Annotated in this window: 20 protein-coding genes; 5 read left to right on the forward strand and 15 right to left on the reverse strand. The window is 61.6% G+C overall.

Translation table 11 applies throughout. The features are described 5' to 3' along the window. Genes THS5294_RS10140 through THS5294_RS10185 form a run of 11 tightly spaced genes read right to left on the reverse strand, consistent with a single transcriptional unit; the run spans position 1 to position 8,815 of the window. Positions 1-1,380 (reverse strand): TraB/TrbI/VirB10 family type IV secretion system protein, encoded by a 1,380-nt coding sequence (locus tag THS5294_RS10140; protein WP_058123670.1) that lies wholly within the window; start codon positions 1,378-1,380, stop codon positions 1-3. Next, entirely contained in the window at positions 1,377-2,072 is a 696-nt protein-coding gene (locus THS5294_RS10145; RefSeq protein WP_058123671.1) for a TrbG/VirB9 family P-type conjugative transfer protein, read from the reverse strand. Before THS5294_RS10145 ends, THS5294_RS10140 begins: the two co-directional genes overlap by 4 nt. A 2-nt stretch (positions 2,073-2,074) precedes the next feature. Beyond that, on the reverse strand, positions 2,075-2,728 hold the full coding sequence (locus tag THS5294_RS10150) for a VirB8 family type IV secretion system protein (RefSeq protein ID WP_058123672.1): 654 nt from the start codon (positions 2,726-2,728) through the stop codon (positions 2,075-2,077). 17 nt (positions 2,729-2,745) lie between these two features. Next, complete coding sequence (locus THS5294_RS10155; RefSeq protein ID WP_058123673.1) at positions 2,746-3,555, reverse strand: type IV secretion system protein; 810 nt, start codon at positions 3,553-3,555, stop codon at positions 2,746-2,748. After that, positions 3,555-4,709 carry a lytic transglycosylase domain-containing protein gene (locus THS5294_RS10160; protein WP_170863236.1) on the reverse strand — a complete coding sequence of 385 codons (1,155 nt, stop codon included), beginning with the start codon at positions 4,707-4,709 and terminating at the stop codon, positions 3,555-3,557. The genes THS5294_RS10155 and THS5294_RS10160 overlap by 1 nt, the downstream gene beginning before the upstream one ends. Then, positions 4,699-4,866: a hypothetical protein gene (locus tag THS5294_RS18450; protein WP_170863237.1), complete on the reverse strand. Its 168-nt coding sequence runs from the start codon at positions 4,864-4,866 to the stop codon at positions 4,699-4,701. Before THS5294_RS18450 ends, THS5294_RS10160 begins: the two co-directional genes overlap by 11 nt. Continuing rightward, positions 4,863-7,238, reverse strand: a complete 2,376-nt coding sequence (locus THS5294_RS10165) for a VirB4 family type IV secretion/conjugal transfer ATPase (protein ID WP_058123674.1) — start codon at positions 7,236-7,238, stop codon at positions 4,863-4,865. Before THS5294_RS10165 ends, THS5294_RS18450 begins: the two co-directional genes overlap by 4 nt. After that, positions 7,228-7,506 carry a VirB3 family type IV secretion system protein gene (locus tag THS5294_RS10170; RefSeq protein ID WP_009808059.1) on the reverse strand — a complete coding sequence of 93 codons (279 nt, stop codon included), beginning with the start codon at positions 7,504-7,506 and terminating at the stop codon, positions 7,228-7,230. Before THS5294_RS10170 ends, THS5294_RS10165 begins: the two co-directional genes overlap by 11 nt. Next, entirely contained in the window at positions 7,499-7,792 is a 294-nt protein-coding gene (locus THS5294_RS10175) for a TrbC/VirB2 family protein (RefSeq protein ID WP_009503803.1), read from the reverse strand. The genes THS5294_RS10170 and THS5294_RS10175 overlap by 8 nt, the downstream gene beginning before the upstream one ends. After that, positions 7,789-8,403 carry a lytic transglycosylase domain-containing protein gene (locus tag THS5294_RS10180; RefSeq protein WP_058123675.1) on the reverse strand — a complete coding sequence of 205 codons (615 nt, stop codon included), beginning with the start codon at positions 8,401-8,403 and terminating at the stop codon, positions 7,789-7,791. The genes THS5294_RS10175 and THS5294_RS10180 overlap by 4 nt, the downstream gene beginning before the upstream one ends. A 43-nt stretch (positions 8,404-8,446) precedes the next feature. Further along, on the reverse strand, positions 8,447-8,815 hold the full coding sequence (locus THS5294_RS10185) for a hypothetical protein (RefSeq protein WP_058123676.1): 369 nt from the start codon (positions 8,813-8,815) through the stop codon (positions 8,447-8,449). Between the two features lie 210 nt (positions 8,816-9,025). On the opposite strand from THS5294_RS10185, the gene THS5294_RS10190 reads away from it, so the two are divergent. After that, a complete protein-coding gene (locus THS5294_RS10190; RefSeq protein WP_058123677.1) occupies positions 9,026-9,277 on the forward strand; it encodes a hypothetical protein in 252 nt (83 codons plus the stop codon). 124 nt (positions 9,278-9,401) lie between these two features. Next, positions 9,402-9,659 (forward strand): helix-turn-helix domain-containing protein, encoded by a 258-nt coding sequence (locus THS5294_RS18060; RefSeq protein WP_040610014.1) that lies wholly within the window; start codon positions 9,402-9,404, stop codon positions 9,657-9,659. Positions 9,660-10,176: 517 nt separating this feature from the next. Here THS5294_RS18060 and THS5294_RS10205 read toward each other — a convergent pair. The 4 genes from THS5294_RS10205 to THS5294_RS10220 all read right to left on the reverse strand — a co-directional run bounded on the left by THS5294_RS10205 (position 10,177) and on the right by THS5294_RS10220 (position 12,940). Next, positions 10,177-10,872, reverse strand: a complete 696-nt coding sequence (locus THS5294_RS10205) for a hypothetical protein (protein ID WP_233486459.1) — start codon at positions 10,870-10,872, stop codon at positions 10,177-10,179. Positions 10,873-11,146: 274 nt separating this feature from the next. Next, a complete protein-coding gene (locus THS5294_RS10210; protein ID WP_058123680.1) occupies positions 11,147-11,776 on the reverse strand; it encodes a hypothetical protein in 630 nt (209 codons plus the stop codon). A gap of 17 nt (positions 11,777-11,793) precedes the next feature. After that, the gene (locus THS5294_RS10215; RefSeq protein ID WP_058123681.1) at positions 11,794-12,522 is read right to left on the reverse strand and encodes a HupE/UreJ family protein; all 729 of its coding nucleotides are present in this window, start codon (positions 12,520-12,522) and stop codon (positions 11,794-11,796) included. Between the two features lie 61 nt (positions 12,523-12,583). Beyond that, a complete protein-coding gene (locus THS5294_RS10220) occupies positions 12,584-12,940 on the reverse strand; it encodes a hypothetical protein (protein WP_058123682.1) in 357 nt (118 codons plus the stop codon). Between the two features lie 84 nt (positions 12,941-13,024). On the opposite strand from THS5294_RS10220, the gene THS5294_RS10225 reads away from it, so the two are divergent. The 3 genes from THS5294_RS10225 (at position 13,025) to THS5294_RS18835 (ending at position 14,996) form a co-directional block, all read left to right on the forward strand. Further along, on the forward strand, positions 13,025-13,285 hold the full coding sequence (locus THS5294_RS10225) for a metal-sensing transcriptional repressor (RefSeq protein WP_058123683.1): 261 nt from the start codon (positions 13,025-13,027) through the stop codon (positions 13,283-13,285). Between the two features lie 8 nt (positions 13,286-13,293). Further along, the gene (locus THS5294_RS10230; RefSeq protein WP_058123684.1) at positions 13,294-14,613 is read left to right on the forward strand and encodes an MFS transporter; all 1,320 of its coding nucleotides are present in this window, start codon (positions 13,294-13,296) and stop codon (positions 14,611-14,613) included. Positions 14,614-14,726: 113 nt separating this feature from the next. Next, the gene (locus THS5294_RS18835; RefSeq protein ID WP_058123685.1) at positions 14,727-14,996 is read left to right on the forward strand and encodes a hypothetical protein; all 270 of its coding nucleotides are present in this window, start codon (positions 14,727-14,729) and stop codon (positions 14,994-14,996) included. Positions 14,997-15,018 lie beyond the last annotated feature (22 nt).

Genomic DNA, 15,018 nt, shown 5'->3' on the forward strand with positions numbered 1-15,018 from the left:
TCAGAATATCTCCAGATCGCGGTCGACCATGACCGTGACCCGGGCGCCCTGGTCGACATAGATGACGGGGCCGATTGAGAGATAGTCGCCGATGACGCTGTCCGTCGCATCTGACAGATCATCGCCCACGTCTTCGAGAACGTCGGCGGCAGTCTCATCCTGGACCTCGGATGCGGCGGCACTTGGTGCGGCGGAAATCAGCGAGATCAGGGCTGCCGACCCGAAACGCTCGGCAAAGCGCGTGTCTATGAGGCCGGTGACGCCAGAACGGCCCAGTTCATCACCTCCGAAGGAGCTGATCTGGACGGTCTGGTTGTCGGGCAGGATGATCCGGTCCCAGGCGATCGTGACGCGGCGCTGCGCGATATCGACGCCAGCGCGGTAGCGCCCGACGAGACGGGATCCGCGGGGGATCAAGAGGCGCACGCCATCGACGCTGTAGACATCCTCGGAAACAACGGCCCGGGTCTGGCCGGGCAGAGAGCTGTCGAGGGCGGTTTCCATGACGGCCTGGATCATCGTGCCCTGGATGATCGTGTTGGAGGGGTTGGCGATGACCTCAGCTTGCGTCACCGAAGTGGGCAGCGCACCATTCAGCACAAAATCCGTCACTTCCCCAAAAGTGCGTTCGGTCAGAGCCGTTTCATTCGCTCCGGAGGCACCGCCAAAAGCGATGGTGGGCGAGGTGATGCGCCGCTCCTGGAAGGCGCGTTCCTCCGCGGCGCGGCGCTCCAGCTCGGCCATGCGCCGGGCTTCTTCCTCGCGGCGCAGTCGCTCTTGCTCGCGTGCGCGCAGCTCATCCTCCGTAGGGCCCGCTGGGGCGGGTTGGGGTCGGCTGGCCTCGAGTTGGGCCAGTTCCAGATCCATGCGGAGTTGCTCAAGGCTGCGATCCCGCGCCGTCAGTTCGTCCTGAAATCGTTGCTGTGCGGCTTCCGAGGCGGCTTGCAGCGCCGCAATCTGAGCAGTCAGCGCGTCAATTGCCTCTGCGGCGGCGGTGTCTTCCTCGACAACTGGTTCAGGGGCGTTGCGCAACTCCTCGATCTGGGCCTGCAGGGCGGTGATCTGCGCCAGAAGCTCCGCGTTGGGTTCGACGGGGTCTGGTCCGACGAACACAACCTCGGGCTCGGGCGGGGGCAAGGTCTCGATAGCGCCAAAGCCGTCCCCCTCGTTTTGGAAGACGTCCGGGGTAGCCGTCGGCAAGGCTTCCTCTTCTTCGGGCTGTGAGAGGAGATAAAGCAGGGCACCACCTGCGCCGATGACGAGGACCACGATCAGCGCGAGAAGGGGCGACCGGCGCTGCGCCGCCGTGGGGGCGCGGGCACTGCCTTTCTCCAGGGCGGCGAGGCGCCTTTCCAGCTCGGTGTTCTCGGTATCGCTCATGAGGTGGCCTCCGCGGGCGGGATCGCCTCGATGCAGACCACCTCTTCGCCAAGTCGCAGGACCCATTGGCGGTTCACGCCGCTGACGCGGATCACGCCGTCTTCAGGAGTTTGCGTGTTGACCGTGCGCTCGCGGCCGCCCGCGTAGCGGAAGATCGCGGGCACAGGCGCGTTTCTTGGAAACGCGAAATACGTGAAGGTCCCGTCATCCCAGACGCGGGCCGGGGTGAACTCGGTGCGTGCGCTGGCGCCGTAATTGTAGTTCGGCGCTTGGGCGGCGATGGCCCGGGTAGGGCGCGCAGCGTCCTCCGGATAGCGGAACTGCACCACGTAGAAGGTTGGGCTGCGGACCTCCTGGACGTTGAAGTAGTAGCTCCGGCGGTTCGTATAGACTGTCACATTGGTATGCACCCCGCGCGCCACAGGCTTGATCGCGAAGGCCTGACCACCGGGCACGCCATCGATCTCAAACCCTTCCGTGTCGCCCGCGATAATCGAGCGGATGCTTTCGCCCTCGCCGAACTCGACGGTGGTCACATGGGTGAGCGAGACGCTGAGACGGTAGACCTGACCCTCCTGGTAGGTGGCCAAGCGCACCCGGCTGTCGTTGGGACCGCCACGCGGGATGGCTTCGGCAGAGGCGAGGCCGGGCAACAGGGCAATGACAAAAATAAGCGATCTTATAAACAACAACGTCAGTTCTCCAATCTATCGGAGCGGATGGAATATTCGAGGACGGTGAAGCCGAATGGATTGGTCCAGACCTCATCGATGGAGCGACGGGTCTCCGGGCGGAACTCGAAGAGAAGGGTCGCGGTGAAGAGGCCGGTCTGGGTGCCGTTAATGGACGTCAGGCGCTTGCGCAGGCGGACCGTCGCGCGGTTGGTTCCGATCCGGTTGATGCTGAGGATTTCCACGTCGAGCCGAGCATTGGGGCCATAGACCGTCGGCGGATAATTCTCGTTGGCGCTGTTCCAGATCTGGCGCAGCCCGCTCTCGGCAGCCCCGTCGGAGCGGCGCAGGACGCTGCGGATGCGTAGATCGTTGTCGAGCTGGTTATAGACCTCCCGGTCGGTCACATAGCGGAACACCTCCGCCTCGATGATCGCCTGGTTGGCGGTCACCGAGGAGGCGCCGACCGAGGCTTCGGGGAGTGCAAAGCCGGTGGCGGGATCATAGGGGACAACGACGGGGGGCGGGTCGACATCGAGGATCGAGACCGCCGCCGCGCTCAGACAGCCGATGACACCGAAGACAAGGCCCATCAGGCCAAGGCGTTGCCAGAGCCGTTCGCGGCGCAGGGCACCGTAGACCAGTTCTTCCTCGATGATTTCTTGTTCAGTCGCCACTCGTCATGCCCCCACGATCAGTCTGCCCGGAGGTCCGGTAACGTGAAATCCATGAAGCGCTGTTCTTCGGCGATGGTGGCGGCATCGATCACGCCGCCGGTGCCATCGCCCACGGTCTGGATGGCTTCGAGTTGCCACATGGCGACCAGCGCAATGGCGAGCTCCGCGGTCACGCGCGTGTTGAGATCGATGCTTTCCTTGAGTTCGTCCATGTCGTCGATAAGCCCCACAAGGCGGTCGACCCGCTCGAGCGATTGGCCGGCATCTTCATAGCTGTTCTGGGCGGCGGCTGAGACGAGCGCGCCGGTTGTGGCCTGCGTCGCCACGCGGTTAGCCCCGGGATTTCCGCTGGTGGCCATTTCCGAGAGGGTCTCATCGTCAAATCCCAGATCGGCTAACACCCGGTCCATCTGGGTTTCGATCTCGCCCGCATCGGAACCGGACAGACCGGAGAAATCCCCCGTCTTGATGGCCTCGATGGTGGCGAGGATATCGCCGAATTCCTGATCGAGCAGGCCGTTCAGCTCGTCCTCCATCTCGGTGCGGATAATCTCGGGAAGCTCGGCAAGGCGGGTAAGTGCTTCATAGGTTCTTTGCAGCTCCGCGAGTTGGTCCGTGAGTGTCGCAAGCTGTTCGCGGAGCTGCGTCAGCTGCTCGTTTTGCAGGATCTCGTCTTCGATCATCTGCCGGAGCTGCTGGATGTTTTGCGCGATGTTCTGTGTGTCGACGACGGGTACGCCCTGTGAAAGGGCCGGGGACAGGGTGCCGAGATGCAGACCGATCCCAAGCGTCGTGGCCAAGGCCGTCCTCACGAGTAAGTCTCTCATCAGTCTATCTCCCTGATCGTGAATTCCATGAAGGCGCCCTCGGCCATGCGGGCGCTGGCCTGTGCCAATTCCTCGGCCGAAAGCACGCGGGTCCGCGCCGCTTGAAGACGAATACGCGCGGCGACGAGACGCACGAGTTCGGCGCGGGCATAGGTGTTGAGTGCGACGCTTTCCTGCATGTCTTCCGACTCGGAAATCCGCTCGACGATATCCGCAATGCGCAGGGCGGCCTGCCTGATCGCAGCGGGTGAGTTGTTGCCATAAAAGGCCGCCCCATGACCCGTGAGGGAGAGGTTTGCATTTGCCAGAAGCGCGGGGTCGATCGTACCGAGCGCTTCGATCCCGCCGATGCGGCCCAGGTAGAGATTGTAGCGTTCGGGGATGACCTGAACGTAGTGCTGGGTCTCGCGGAAGGGTGGCACGCCCCCATATTCGAACACGCGACCGGGTCCGGCGTTGTAGGCCGCGAGGGCGTTGATGATATTGCCGTCAAAGGTGTTGAGCTGGGCCGCCAGATACCGCGCGCCGCCATGCACCTGCAGGTAGGGGCTGTCATAATATTCCGGGTTGATACCAAGATCGCTGGCGGTGCCGGGCATGATCTGGGTGAGGCCAAAAGCGCCGACCGGCGAGCGGGCGCCGATGGTGAAGCGGCTTTCCTGCCAGATGAGAGCCTGCAGCAGGGCTCGCCATTGGACTGGGGAGAGGCCCGCGCGGCCCACGCCCGCTAATCCGCTGGTTTCCCGGGCGACGCGGATGATGAGCTGCTCGATGTTTTCCGCCGCATCGCCAAACATCTGTGCGCCGCCGGGATTGGGGTCGATGTCGGCATTGCCGTAGACCGCTTCGACGGAACGGGCTGGATCGCCGCTTCCGTTTTCCAGCCCTGAAACCATCGCGGGTAGGCCCTGACCGCCGAAGCTGGTTTGGGCATCGAGGATGCGTTGCAGGGTTTCCAGTTGGTCGCGTTCGATCTCGGCAATGAGTTCGCGCACGGCAAGCTTGTCCGCCTGAACGGCCAAGTCAGCCTCGCGATCGCCTGTTTCGACGATATCACGCGCGGTCAGCCCACTGTCATTGGTCGGCACGCCTTGAGACGAGGCCAGACCGGGCAGCAGGCAAAGCGCCACGATATGAGGCAGGCTAGACTTCAATGTCGCCCTCCGGCGCGCCGAGGGGCTTGAAGGTGCAATCTGGCGCGACGGGGGCCGTCGAGGCCAGGAAGGTGAAGCAATTGGCCTGCGGCTCCTGGTACTGGGCGCAGGAGGCCAAAGCGCCGAGCGCGGTGAGAAGAAACAGAGTACGAATCATGAAAGCCTCCAAAAGTCTGGGCGGTCGCGGTAATCGGCGCCCACGAGCGCCTCGCCTTTTTCCATGCCGCCGAGGATGGTGAGATTGGGCCCGAGGGCGCTCAGATCGGCATCAATGACGATCGAGCCCTGGTCGTCGCGGATGAGGGCCAAGCGGCTGTCGCTGCCAGTGTTGAGAAGCACGTCGAGTTCCTTCTCATAGAGGTTCAGCATCGCGTAGTCGGCCGCATGGGCGCGGATGTTCGGAAGCAGGATTTGCGTCGGCACCGCCTCGACGATGGTCTTGCCGGTTCGGGTGCGCTCGAGCTGGCTGGCGTATTGCGTCATCATCACAGCGACGGTGTTCTGTTTGCGTGCGGTCACGAGCCAGTTCGAGAGCCGCTCGGCGAAATATGCGTTGTCGAGCGCCTTCCAGGCCTCGTCGATGACGATGATGGTGGGGCGGCGGTCCTCGATCTCGCGCTCGACCCGGCGGAAGAGATAGGAGAGGACCGCCATCCGCTCCTTCTCGGCCTCGCTGTCGAGAATGCCAGTGAGATCGAAGCCGACCACATCCCCCTCGAGTGAGAAGGTGTCTTCCAGGGTCTGGCCAAAGATCCAGCCGTAGCGGCCCTCTTCGGTCCACTCGAGCAGGCGCTGGTGCAGATCGCCGCCATCATCGGTGGACACAAAAAGAGATGCGAAGTCGCGCCAGTTCCGCAGGGCCGGATTGGTGGCCTGGGCATTCTGGCGCACCACTTCCTGGATGCGGTTGGTCTGCGCCGGGGTCAGGGGTTTGTCGGCGCGGTAGAGCAGCGTTGTGAGCCAGTCCGAGAGCCAGGCGGTGCCGCGCGCATCGGTTTCGGTCCAGAGCGGATTGAGACCCGTGGGCTCGCCGGCGTTCAGGGACGCGTAGCGCCCGCCATTGGCGCGCACCGCCATCTCCATACCAAGACGGTAATCGAAGACGAAGATCCGCGCCCCTGCTCGACGGGCTTGGGTCATCAGGAAGGCCGACAGCACCGATTTGCCCGACCCGGGCCGCCCCATGATCAGGGTATGCCCGCTGGTCGGTTCTTTGTCGGGCGATCCCTGCTCGTGATAGGAAAACCGGTAGGCGCTCTGCTCCGGTGTGGGCAAATATGTGACGACCCGGCCCCAGGGGGTAAGTGCTGCAGGTTTGCCGAGCTGTGTCCGGTGGAAGGCCGCAAAATCCGCGAAGTTGCGGTTGGTGACCGCGCTGGCGCGGACGCGCTTTGGCTGGTTGCCGGGGTGCTGGCTCAGGTAATGCGCCTTGGCCGCGACCCGCTCGCCAATCATCTTCACGCCTTCGGTTGCGGCGGCGTTCACGATCTCGGCGCTGAGGGTTTGCAGTTCTTCGAGCGTGTCGCAAAAGAGCGTCACGACCATGTGATGCTCGCCGAAGCTTTGGCGCTTGGCCTCGAGATCATCGGCGGCGATGTCGAGGGCTTCTAGGAGCGAGAGGGCTGCGTCCTGGCTGGCCTGCATCTGGCGCTTTTGCCGCTTGATGCGGCCCGCCATGAGGTTCGAATTGATCGGCGTGAAGGACTGCGTGACGATCATGTCGACCGGCAGGTTCAGCATGTCGAACATGGTGCAGGACGTGCCTTCGGAATACTCTCCGATGGTGAAGCTCTTGCCGTAGCGATGCCCCACCACGCCTTCCGAGAGCTCGAAATGGTCTCCGTGGAACGTCACGCGGGTATTGGCGACGTTGAAGGACAGAAAGCCGAAGGTGTTCGCCGGGTAGAGCGGCAGCTCGGTTCCGGTGTTCAGCGCGCCCAGAAACCCCACCAATTCCCCCGATGCGGCCGACAGCAAGCGCGGCTTGAGCTCGGTAAGCCCCGAGAGGAAGACGTTCACGGCCTCACCGAGGCGCTGCAGGCGTTTGCGGGTCTCCTCCTTCAGTCGGTCCGGTGCGCTGCGGCTCAGGAACGGCAGGAGGCTTTTGGGGGGTGGGCGGTGAATGACAGTGAGCGTCAGTGTTTTGTCGCGCAGCCCGCTGGTCTCGAGTTTCGCGCGCCAGCTCCGGTCCACCTCGCCCGCGAAGCTGTCCTCACGGATGGGGTCGAGATCAGGTTTGATGGCCTTGGAGACCTTGTGGACGTAATAGCTGAATTCCGGCCCAAGCTGCGCGATAATGCGGGCAAAAAGTGACGTCACCTTGTCGAGATAGGCATCGTCGGTCGTGTAGCTGTTGATCCCCTCGAGCCGGATGCAGCGGAAGAGTTCGTTGACCCGGGTCCGCACGGTCTGGTCGTCAACGAGGCTCACATAGGGCAGCATATGCGCGAGGCGGGTCTCGCGCGCATACCAGTCTGGCGTCATTGTGCGGGCATCGAGCGCAGCATCACGGGCGTCATCACGGGGCATAGCTGTCCCCGCCGTGGATGGACCGGTTGCGCGTGGGCGGTGTCTCCTGCAGCGCCGTCATCATCACGTCGATGAAGCGCGGGTCCCAATCGGCGGCCTTCCAAAGCACCGGATAGAGCAGGGCCGCGACAGCCAGCACCGCGATATGCTGGACCCAGACGAACAGGAGCACCGAGCCAAAGAGCCAGACCATCGCGTACATGATGGGCAGGCCCAGAAGCTTCGGCGGGCGCACGAGCCCAAGAAAGAGGGGCGAGCGTTCAGCCACCGGCAAAGACCGCAGCAACAATCGTGGGGGCTGCCGCAACACCGGCGATGCCGACAAGCACCCAAAGCGCCTGGCGCAGATCGATGATGTTGAAGAACCAGCTGAGAAAGACCCCGAGAACGGCAAGCGTCGCGATGACAACGCCAAGTGGGCCGGTCAGCGCATCGACGATGCCCTGCAACAGGCTCTGGATCGGGGAGAGATCAATGCTCTGGGCGAGGGCGGGTTCGGCAATCAGCAGGAATAGCGCCAGCGAGGCGACAAAGAGGTTTGAAATCTGTTTCATGAATTTGATCCTTCCAATCGGGCCACGACGGCCATGACGCGGGCCACGTGGTTCTGGGTTTCTCGGTAAGGGGGAATGCCACCGTGTTGGCGCACGGCGTCCGGCCCCGCGTTGTAGGCCGCCAGCGCCAGATGCGGATCGCCGAACGTCTCCAGCATCATCGCGAGGTAGCGGGCGGAGCCGTCGAGGTTCTGCAGCGGATCACGCGGGTCGACGCCCAGATCACGCGCCGTCGCTGGCATCAATTGACCAAGGCCAATGGCACCTGCACTTGAAATCGCATCCTGCCGGTAGGCGCTCTCAACCTCGATGTTGGCCCGATAGAGAGCCAGCCAATCCGTCACGGAAAGCCCCGCGCGACGCAGGCCAGGATGGCCGGCATAGCGCAAGGCCGTGGTCTGAATCCCGGAGAGGACATCGGCGCGGGGCAGGGGAGGCGGGCGGGCAAGGGCCGCGACTTGGACGCCCTCTTGCTCGGCCTCTACCTCGCCGAAGATCGCGATCCCATCGGAGGCCGAACCCTGACCAATCCCGTCATTGTAGTTTCGAGCAAAGCTGCTTTGGGAGCGGGACGGGATCAGGGAGCCGTCGCTCTCCATGACCAGCACCATTTGCGCGGAGGCTGGCGCGGCGACCAGCCAGAGGCAGACGAGGTTAGTTGTCAGCGCCCTTGGCTGATGGGGCTTTGTCTGACGGCGCAAGTTTGTGCGTACGGCTTGTACCCGCCTCAAGCGGCAGGTCGACATGCGCAAAGCCAAGGCCAATGAAGAAAGACACCACGCCGGAGATCGTCTTGAACTCGCGGATCTTGATATCGTTGTAGGTCGTCCGCGTGCGGGCGGTGACGAGGAGCTTTTCCACGCCATCATCAGAGACAACGCGCATGATCCAGACCCCGTAATAGCTGGGGCCTTTCTTATGTGCCGACTCCTGGCACAGGATTTCTGCGCTATAGCCGCTTTCCACGAGCTCGCGGAACCTGGCTTCCGTAACCACATTTGGTGCTTCGATGTCCCAGTTCATGGCCCGGCTCACGCTTTCTCCAATGGCGCGACCCCAGGCATTCCCACTTGAAGCCCAGAGTTACGATAGTATACTATCAACCGCAAGATGTAATATCGTGCTTTAGCTGTAGTTTGGTCACGCAAACACTAGTCACGGCCAGTGTCTGCGATCAAGGAGATAACAGGTTTGAGAAACCCAAGGTTGACAGGCCTGCTCCCATTGCAAGCTATGGTCCTTCTGATCTGCGTTCCCGGACCAGTTTTGGCGGAATCCTGCTTCGCCCCGGCCCGTCCTTTCATGCCAAGCGATTCGCAGGCAGCGCGGGACTATGCGGCTATCATCCGTGGCGACTTCGAAGATTACATCCAGGATATCCAGAGCTACTTCCGTTGCCTCGACAGCGAGCGCGCCCGCGCTTTCGAAGAAGCGCGCGAAGTCAGCGAGGACTATGGCCGGTTCCTGCAATTGGTAGGGGATTGATGGGCAACCTTGGGAGCATCAGACTTGCAGCCCATGGAAACCAGACGCCGATAACACCCTCATATATCTACTTTTTAGATAACAGATTTCATCCGCTAGCGACGTCACAAAAGGTATGTGACGCGTGGCAAAGACAATCAGAAGCAAAGGGCAAGTGGCACTCTGCCAGGCGTTGGTCGACGCGCGCATCAAAGCGGGCCTCGGCCAGAAAGACTTGGCGGATAGGCTCAGATGCCACCAATCCCTTATTGCCCGTCTTGAAAGCGGTCAGCGCCGGGTCGACGTTGTCGAACTGGTCGTTTTGGCGCGTGCCATCGGCTTTGATCCGTTCCAGCTTCTGGCGATCGTTGAAGCCGCCACGGAGCCCGACCACAGGATTTGAAGCCAATGAATTGTTGAGAACACGGAAACCCATTTTCCCGGTCTGATGATCATTCCCTCCTTGAGGACCAGTTAGCCAACATCAAAGAAGCCCGGCGCGCGGTCGTAGTGAACGCTCTGCAACCCCACGCCGCAATTCGCAGCGCCACAGTGCAGGAAGCCAGTAAACAGTGAACGAAGATAAGGGTGAGGGCGTCGCGATCGCCAATCTGATCGGGACCGATGGGTGCAGTGTTGTTGGTTGGGTTTATCGCTGGAGTACAGGCTCACATGCGGTGATGTGGGACGTCCAAGGGCCCCAGCCGGTATCGGAAACCCGGCCGGAAATAAGTGACGAACAGAAGCAAGAAATCGACTTCGATGCGCTGACGAGGATCGGAAGAAGCGACGACGGGTGAACAGAGCGAACCCGCGGTGTTTGCCGAAACGCCAAACAGCATGTGGACCGCGAAGCGTATGCGGTGAGGTCGTGCAAGCCAAAGAAGCCGTCTTCCATGACAAATCTACGTGGCGGCAGGTCAGTAGTTCACCTGCTCGAACCCGTAGTTGCCGTCATAGTCACGCCAATCGACGAAGACGGATCGGTGATAAATGCCAGGGCAATGCTCGCCCCAACGTTCAAGTCCCACATGGGCCTCGGGCAGGGCAGTTATCGAAGATCGCTGCCATGAGAAATCGCCTTGGGTCCCGTAAGTGCCGAGGACCACGGTCGCGCTTCGGTTACAATCCCCATCGCGCCCGGACTCGTGCTGTCGTGCATACCGTACATCGAAGACGCGGATGGACCGCACGAAATTGAACTCTGGCCCGCTGATATCGATGTCCGCGCGGTCCTGAACGAGCCGCAGGGCGAGGTCGGTGGGAGCGAGATTATCTACTGGCAAGGATTGAAGCGGTCGACGGGTGTCGGTTCGGTACAAGGCTTCAAAGATGCGGCCAGCGTTGTTTTGTAACCGATCGTTCTCGTAGGAGGCGCCCATGGGACAGCGCCAGATTTGCAGCGGTGGTTCGACCGGCCAAGGTGTAATCCGCCGGATAAATTCGGCGCGGGCTCGGGCGCAAGGGACGGAAGCAGGCCAGCCGCCAGACAGGCACAAGAGGATCGCGCAATCGATCGGGTATGTTTGCGCGCGGGCGGGTATTGGCAGCGAAGAACTTGTCACGGTCAAAGCGACTGCGACCGAGGGGAGGAGCTTCTTGAGTAAATGGCGCATGCTGTGGAGCCTCCGGGATAGGAGTTCAGCATACATACAATAATATACTATCGCAACGCTAAGTATAAATTCGCATAATGAAGTTTATGTTAATTAATTTTCCACAAGGGTTACGGCGTGCGGTTAAGATGGTCTGTGGCGTTTCCAGCGGCGGCTAGGAGCCGCCTACGTGGCCGCCGCAAGTGCCAGTTTTCTAATCATTTTAGGGTCCTTCCCTGGTTGAAGTGAAGAAGGGAAGATAACGGAGCCCATCCAGGGCTCCGTTACTAAGTTGTCAACTGGCGTCTTTGAACTCGGCGTATTCGCCGCGTACTTGAACGGTCACGGTGGCGGTCTCGCTGTCGCGATTGCGCCAGAACCAGCCATGTTCGCCATCGAAGGCGGCAACGATCTCGCCTTCTTCTCCCGTCGAACCGCGGCCCCTTTCATAGGTCACCGACTGACCGCCGCCATGGCCGTGCAGGTCAAAGTTGACGCGCCCGCCCTCGACCAGCATCCGGTATTCTGCGGTCTGGCCCTCGGTCATAACGAGCTTCCACTCGGCGGAGTCTCCGGGTGCCAGGGTGAAGGTGGTCTCATCGCGCCAGACCTCCGCTTCTTGAGCGTGGGCCGCCCCGACGAACAGGCCGAAGATGCCGTCTAGGAAGCTGGACTGGTCGCCGCCAGTGACCTCCAGCTCCAGCAACCGGTCGGCCTCCGCCTCTTCGGCGAGCTGGGTCTTGATCTCACCCATCTCTGCCAGACCGAGTACGCCGCCAATCCCGGTTGGGTCGATGTTGTATTCGGCGGGAAGCACGACAGTCACGAGAATCACAACGGCGCTGGCCGCAGCAATAACGGTGGAACGGATGAGCTGCGCGGAACTTGGCAGCTCATCGAGGCTCGGTTTTTCTGCGTTGAACATCTGGGTCTCCTAAATTCTCAGGTGGCTACGAAGTAGCCGGTGATTTGCAGGCCCATGAGGATGAATCCCATGGACATCATGACGACGTTGGCGGTGTAGGCCTGTCGAAAGAAGTTCGGGGATTTCCGCCAATAACCCATGACGATGAGGATCACAGCAAGCGCCATGATCTGGCCGAGTTCGACGCCCACGTTGAACGCCAGAAGATTGGCCAGCAGCCCCTCTGAGGCGATCTCGTAGTCGAGGATCTTGGTGGCCAGGCCCGTGCCGTGGAAGAAGCCGAAGATCAGCGTCGCGGCCTTGGTGTTGGGCTGATATCCGAACCATCTCTGGTAGGCCCCAAGGTTGTCGAGCGCCTTGTAGACGACCGACAGCCCGATGATCGCGTCGATGATGTAGGCGTTGATGCCCCAGCCGAACCAGACGCCCGCGAGCATCGTGGTCGAGTGCCCAATGGCGAAGAGGCTGACATAGATGCCCACGTCCTTCATCTTGTAGAGGAAGAAAACGACACCGAGCAGGAACAGGATGTGGTCATATCCCGTCACCATGTGTTTGGCACCGAGATACATGAAGGGGATGATGTTCACTCCCCAGATTTCCTGGATGTAGCCCGCGTCACCTTCGGTGACAGCGTGGGCAAACGCATAGCCTGCACTCAGAACGAGAGCCGACAGCGTAAATAAGGACAGGATCGCGATCCGGCGCATGCCGGAATCGGTCCAGCCCCGATGGACTGTATTCATGGATTGAACTCCGCGTAGGTATTTGATGATCGCATGGAACGCGCCAATGGCGCGCGGTCGATCAGACGCGCGGAGGTCGTTCGATCTGGTATATCCGCAGACGGTTCGAGGTGGCTGAACCCAGCCGCCAGGCGGTCCTGTAGATTTCCATGGGATGCGGCGACGGATCGCGGCCAGGCACGACCGCCTGGCTATGATCGTGATCGACGCTGTCGTGGCTGTGTCCATGCATGGCCCAAGCCAGGTCATCATCCAGACCGTGCGAATGCCCGTGCTCGGCAATCATTTCCGCGTGCTCCTGAAGCACGTCGAAAATCGCGGGCGCATGCGAGGTTGTGGGCATCACCGACCAGATAAGCACGGCCGCGCAGAGAAGCGTCGCGAACGCGGCCTTTCCGATTGTCCGTAAGGTTGTCATCAGCTCTGCCTGTCTGCTCGTCGCTCGCGTGGTGCGTCGCGGCACCATCTTGTACTATCCCCCTGGGGAGGATAAACTGTTTATATGACAACTCACCCTGTCCATGCAACCCATCCCGCCCTCGTCGCCCGGCTGAAACGCGCTGACGGACACCTGCGCGCGGTGATCGAGATGATCGAGGCGGGCAAGCCGTGCCTTGAGATCGCCCAGCAGATGCAGGCGGTCGAAAAGGCTATCACGAATGCCAAGCGGGCGCTGATCCACGACCACATGGACCATTGCCTCGACGCCGAAGGCTCGGAGACAGATCACGCCGAGCTGCGGACGATCGCGCGTTACCTCTGAGGGCTGCCATGCTCGACATCCTCTCCGACCGCACTTACCGCCATCTGTTTCTGGCGCAGGTCGTAGCACTTCTGGGAACCGGGCTGGCGACGGTCGCACTCGGCCTGCTTGCCTTCGACCTCGCGGGTGACGGGGCGGCAATGGTGCTCGGCACAGTTTTCACCATCAAGATGGTGGCCTACGTGGGCATCGCGCCCATTGCGGGGGCCTTCGCGGACCGGTTGCCGCGGCGCGCGCTGCTGGTAACGCTCGATCTCGTGCGTGCCGGCGTGGCACTTGCACTGCCCTTCGTGACCGAGGTCTGGCAGGTCTATGTGCTGATCTTCCTGCTGCAATCGGCCTCTGCCGCCTTCACGCCGACCTTTCAGGCGACGATCCCGGACGTTTTGCCTGAAGAGGCGCGCTATACCCGCGCTCTGTCGCTGTCGCGGCTGGCCTACGATCTGGAAAACATCGTCAGCCCAACGCTAGCGGCCCTTCTGCTCTCGGTGATGTCCTACAATTCGCTCTTCGTTGGCACGGTTGCGGGTTTCGCCGGCTCGGCGCTGCTCGTAGTCTCTGTCCTCCTGCCAAACCCAAAATCGTCCGAGCCGCGCGGCATCTATGATCGGACGACACGCGGTATCCGCATCTATCTGGCCACGCCCCGCCTGCGCGGGTTGCTGGCGCTGAACCTTGCGGCAGCGGCGGCCGGGGCAATGGTTCTGGTCAATACCGTCGTTTTGGTACGCGGATCGCTCGGCCTGTCGGAAAGCGCGCTGGCCTGGACGATGTTCGCCTTCGGCGCTGGCTCCATGACGGCCGCACTGCTCCTTCCGCGCGTACTGGATACGCTGCCAGACCGGCCCGTAATGTTCGGCGGTGCTGCCCTGATGGTGGCGACATTGTTGGGGTTGGGGGCAACAGTCCTGACCGCCGGCCTTGGTTGGTTCATCCTATTGGGGGCCTGGCTGCTGGTAGGTCTGGGATATTCCGCCGTTCTCACCCCGTCTGGCCGGTTACTGCGCCGGTCCGCCCATGCCGGGGATCGCCCCGCTCTGTTTGCGGCGCAATTCGCGCTGTCGCACGCTTGCTGGCTGGTGACCTATCCGCTGTCGGGCTGGCTGCTGACGTTCTACGGTGTCGTTCCTGCGCTGATCGGTCTGGCGCTTCTCGCGGCCACTGGCATGCTCGCCGCTCTGAAACTCTGGCCAGCGAGCGATCCCGTGGAGCTTGAACACACGCACGACAACCTGCCACTTGATCATCCCCACTTGAAGGGGCATCGCAGGCACAGCCATGCTCTGGTGATCGACGAAAGCCATCCTCGCTGGGCCACACATTTCTGAGCGTTAGCGATTTGACGGAGGGACTGTCTAATCAAGATGGTTCGCAAACCTGTGAAAGAGGGAAGCCGATACCAGAGCGGCCAAAACAAACCAGCCAAAAGGATCATCAATTTATGTACACACGAAGCGCCCTTCTTCTCACAACCGTCTTGGCCCTTGGGGCTTGCTCGGAGTCTTTCTCGAATTCACAAAACGCGTCGTCACGCCCGCCGTTACCGGAAAATATCCTGGAACTGGCAGCACCGAACCAAGACCTCGCGACCGCCTATCTGCGGCCCGAGGACAACTGCTACTGGTACATGCACGCGAGTCCGGTTGAAACAACGCGATTGCCGCTCAGGACGATCGAGGGAAACCCGATTTGCGTCAAACGGGCCGAGTAAGCGATCTCTGGGAATGCCCGCA

The organism is Thalassobacter stenotrophicus (genome assembly GCF_001458315.1).
Classification (GTDB): domain Bacteria; phylum Pseudomonadota; class Alphaproteobacteria; order Rhodobacterales; family Rhodobacteraceae; genus Thalassobacter; species Thalassobacter stenotrophicus.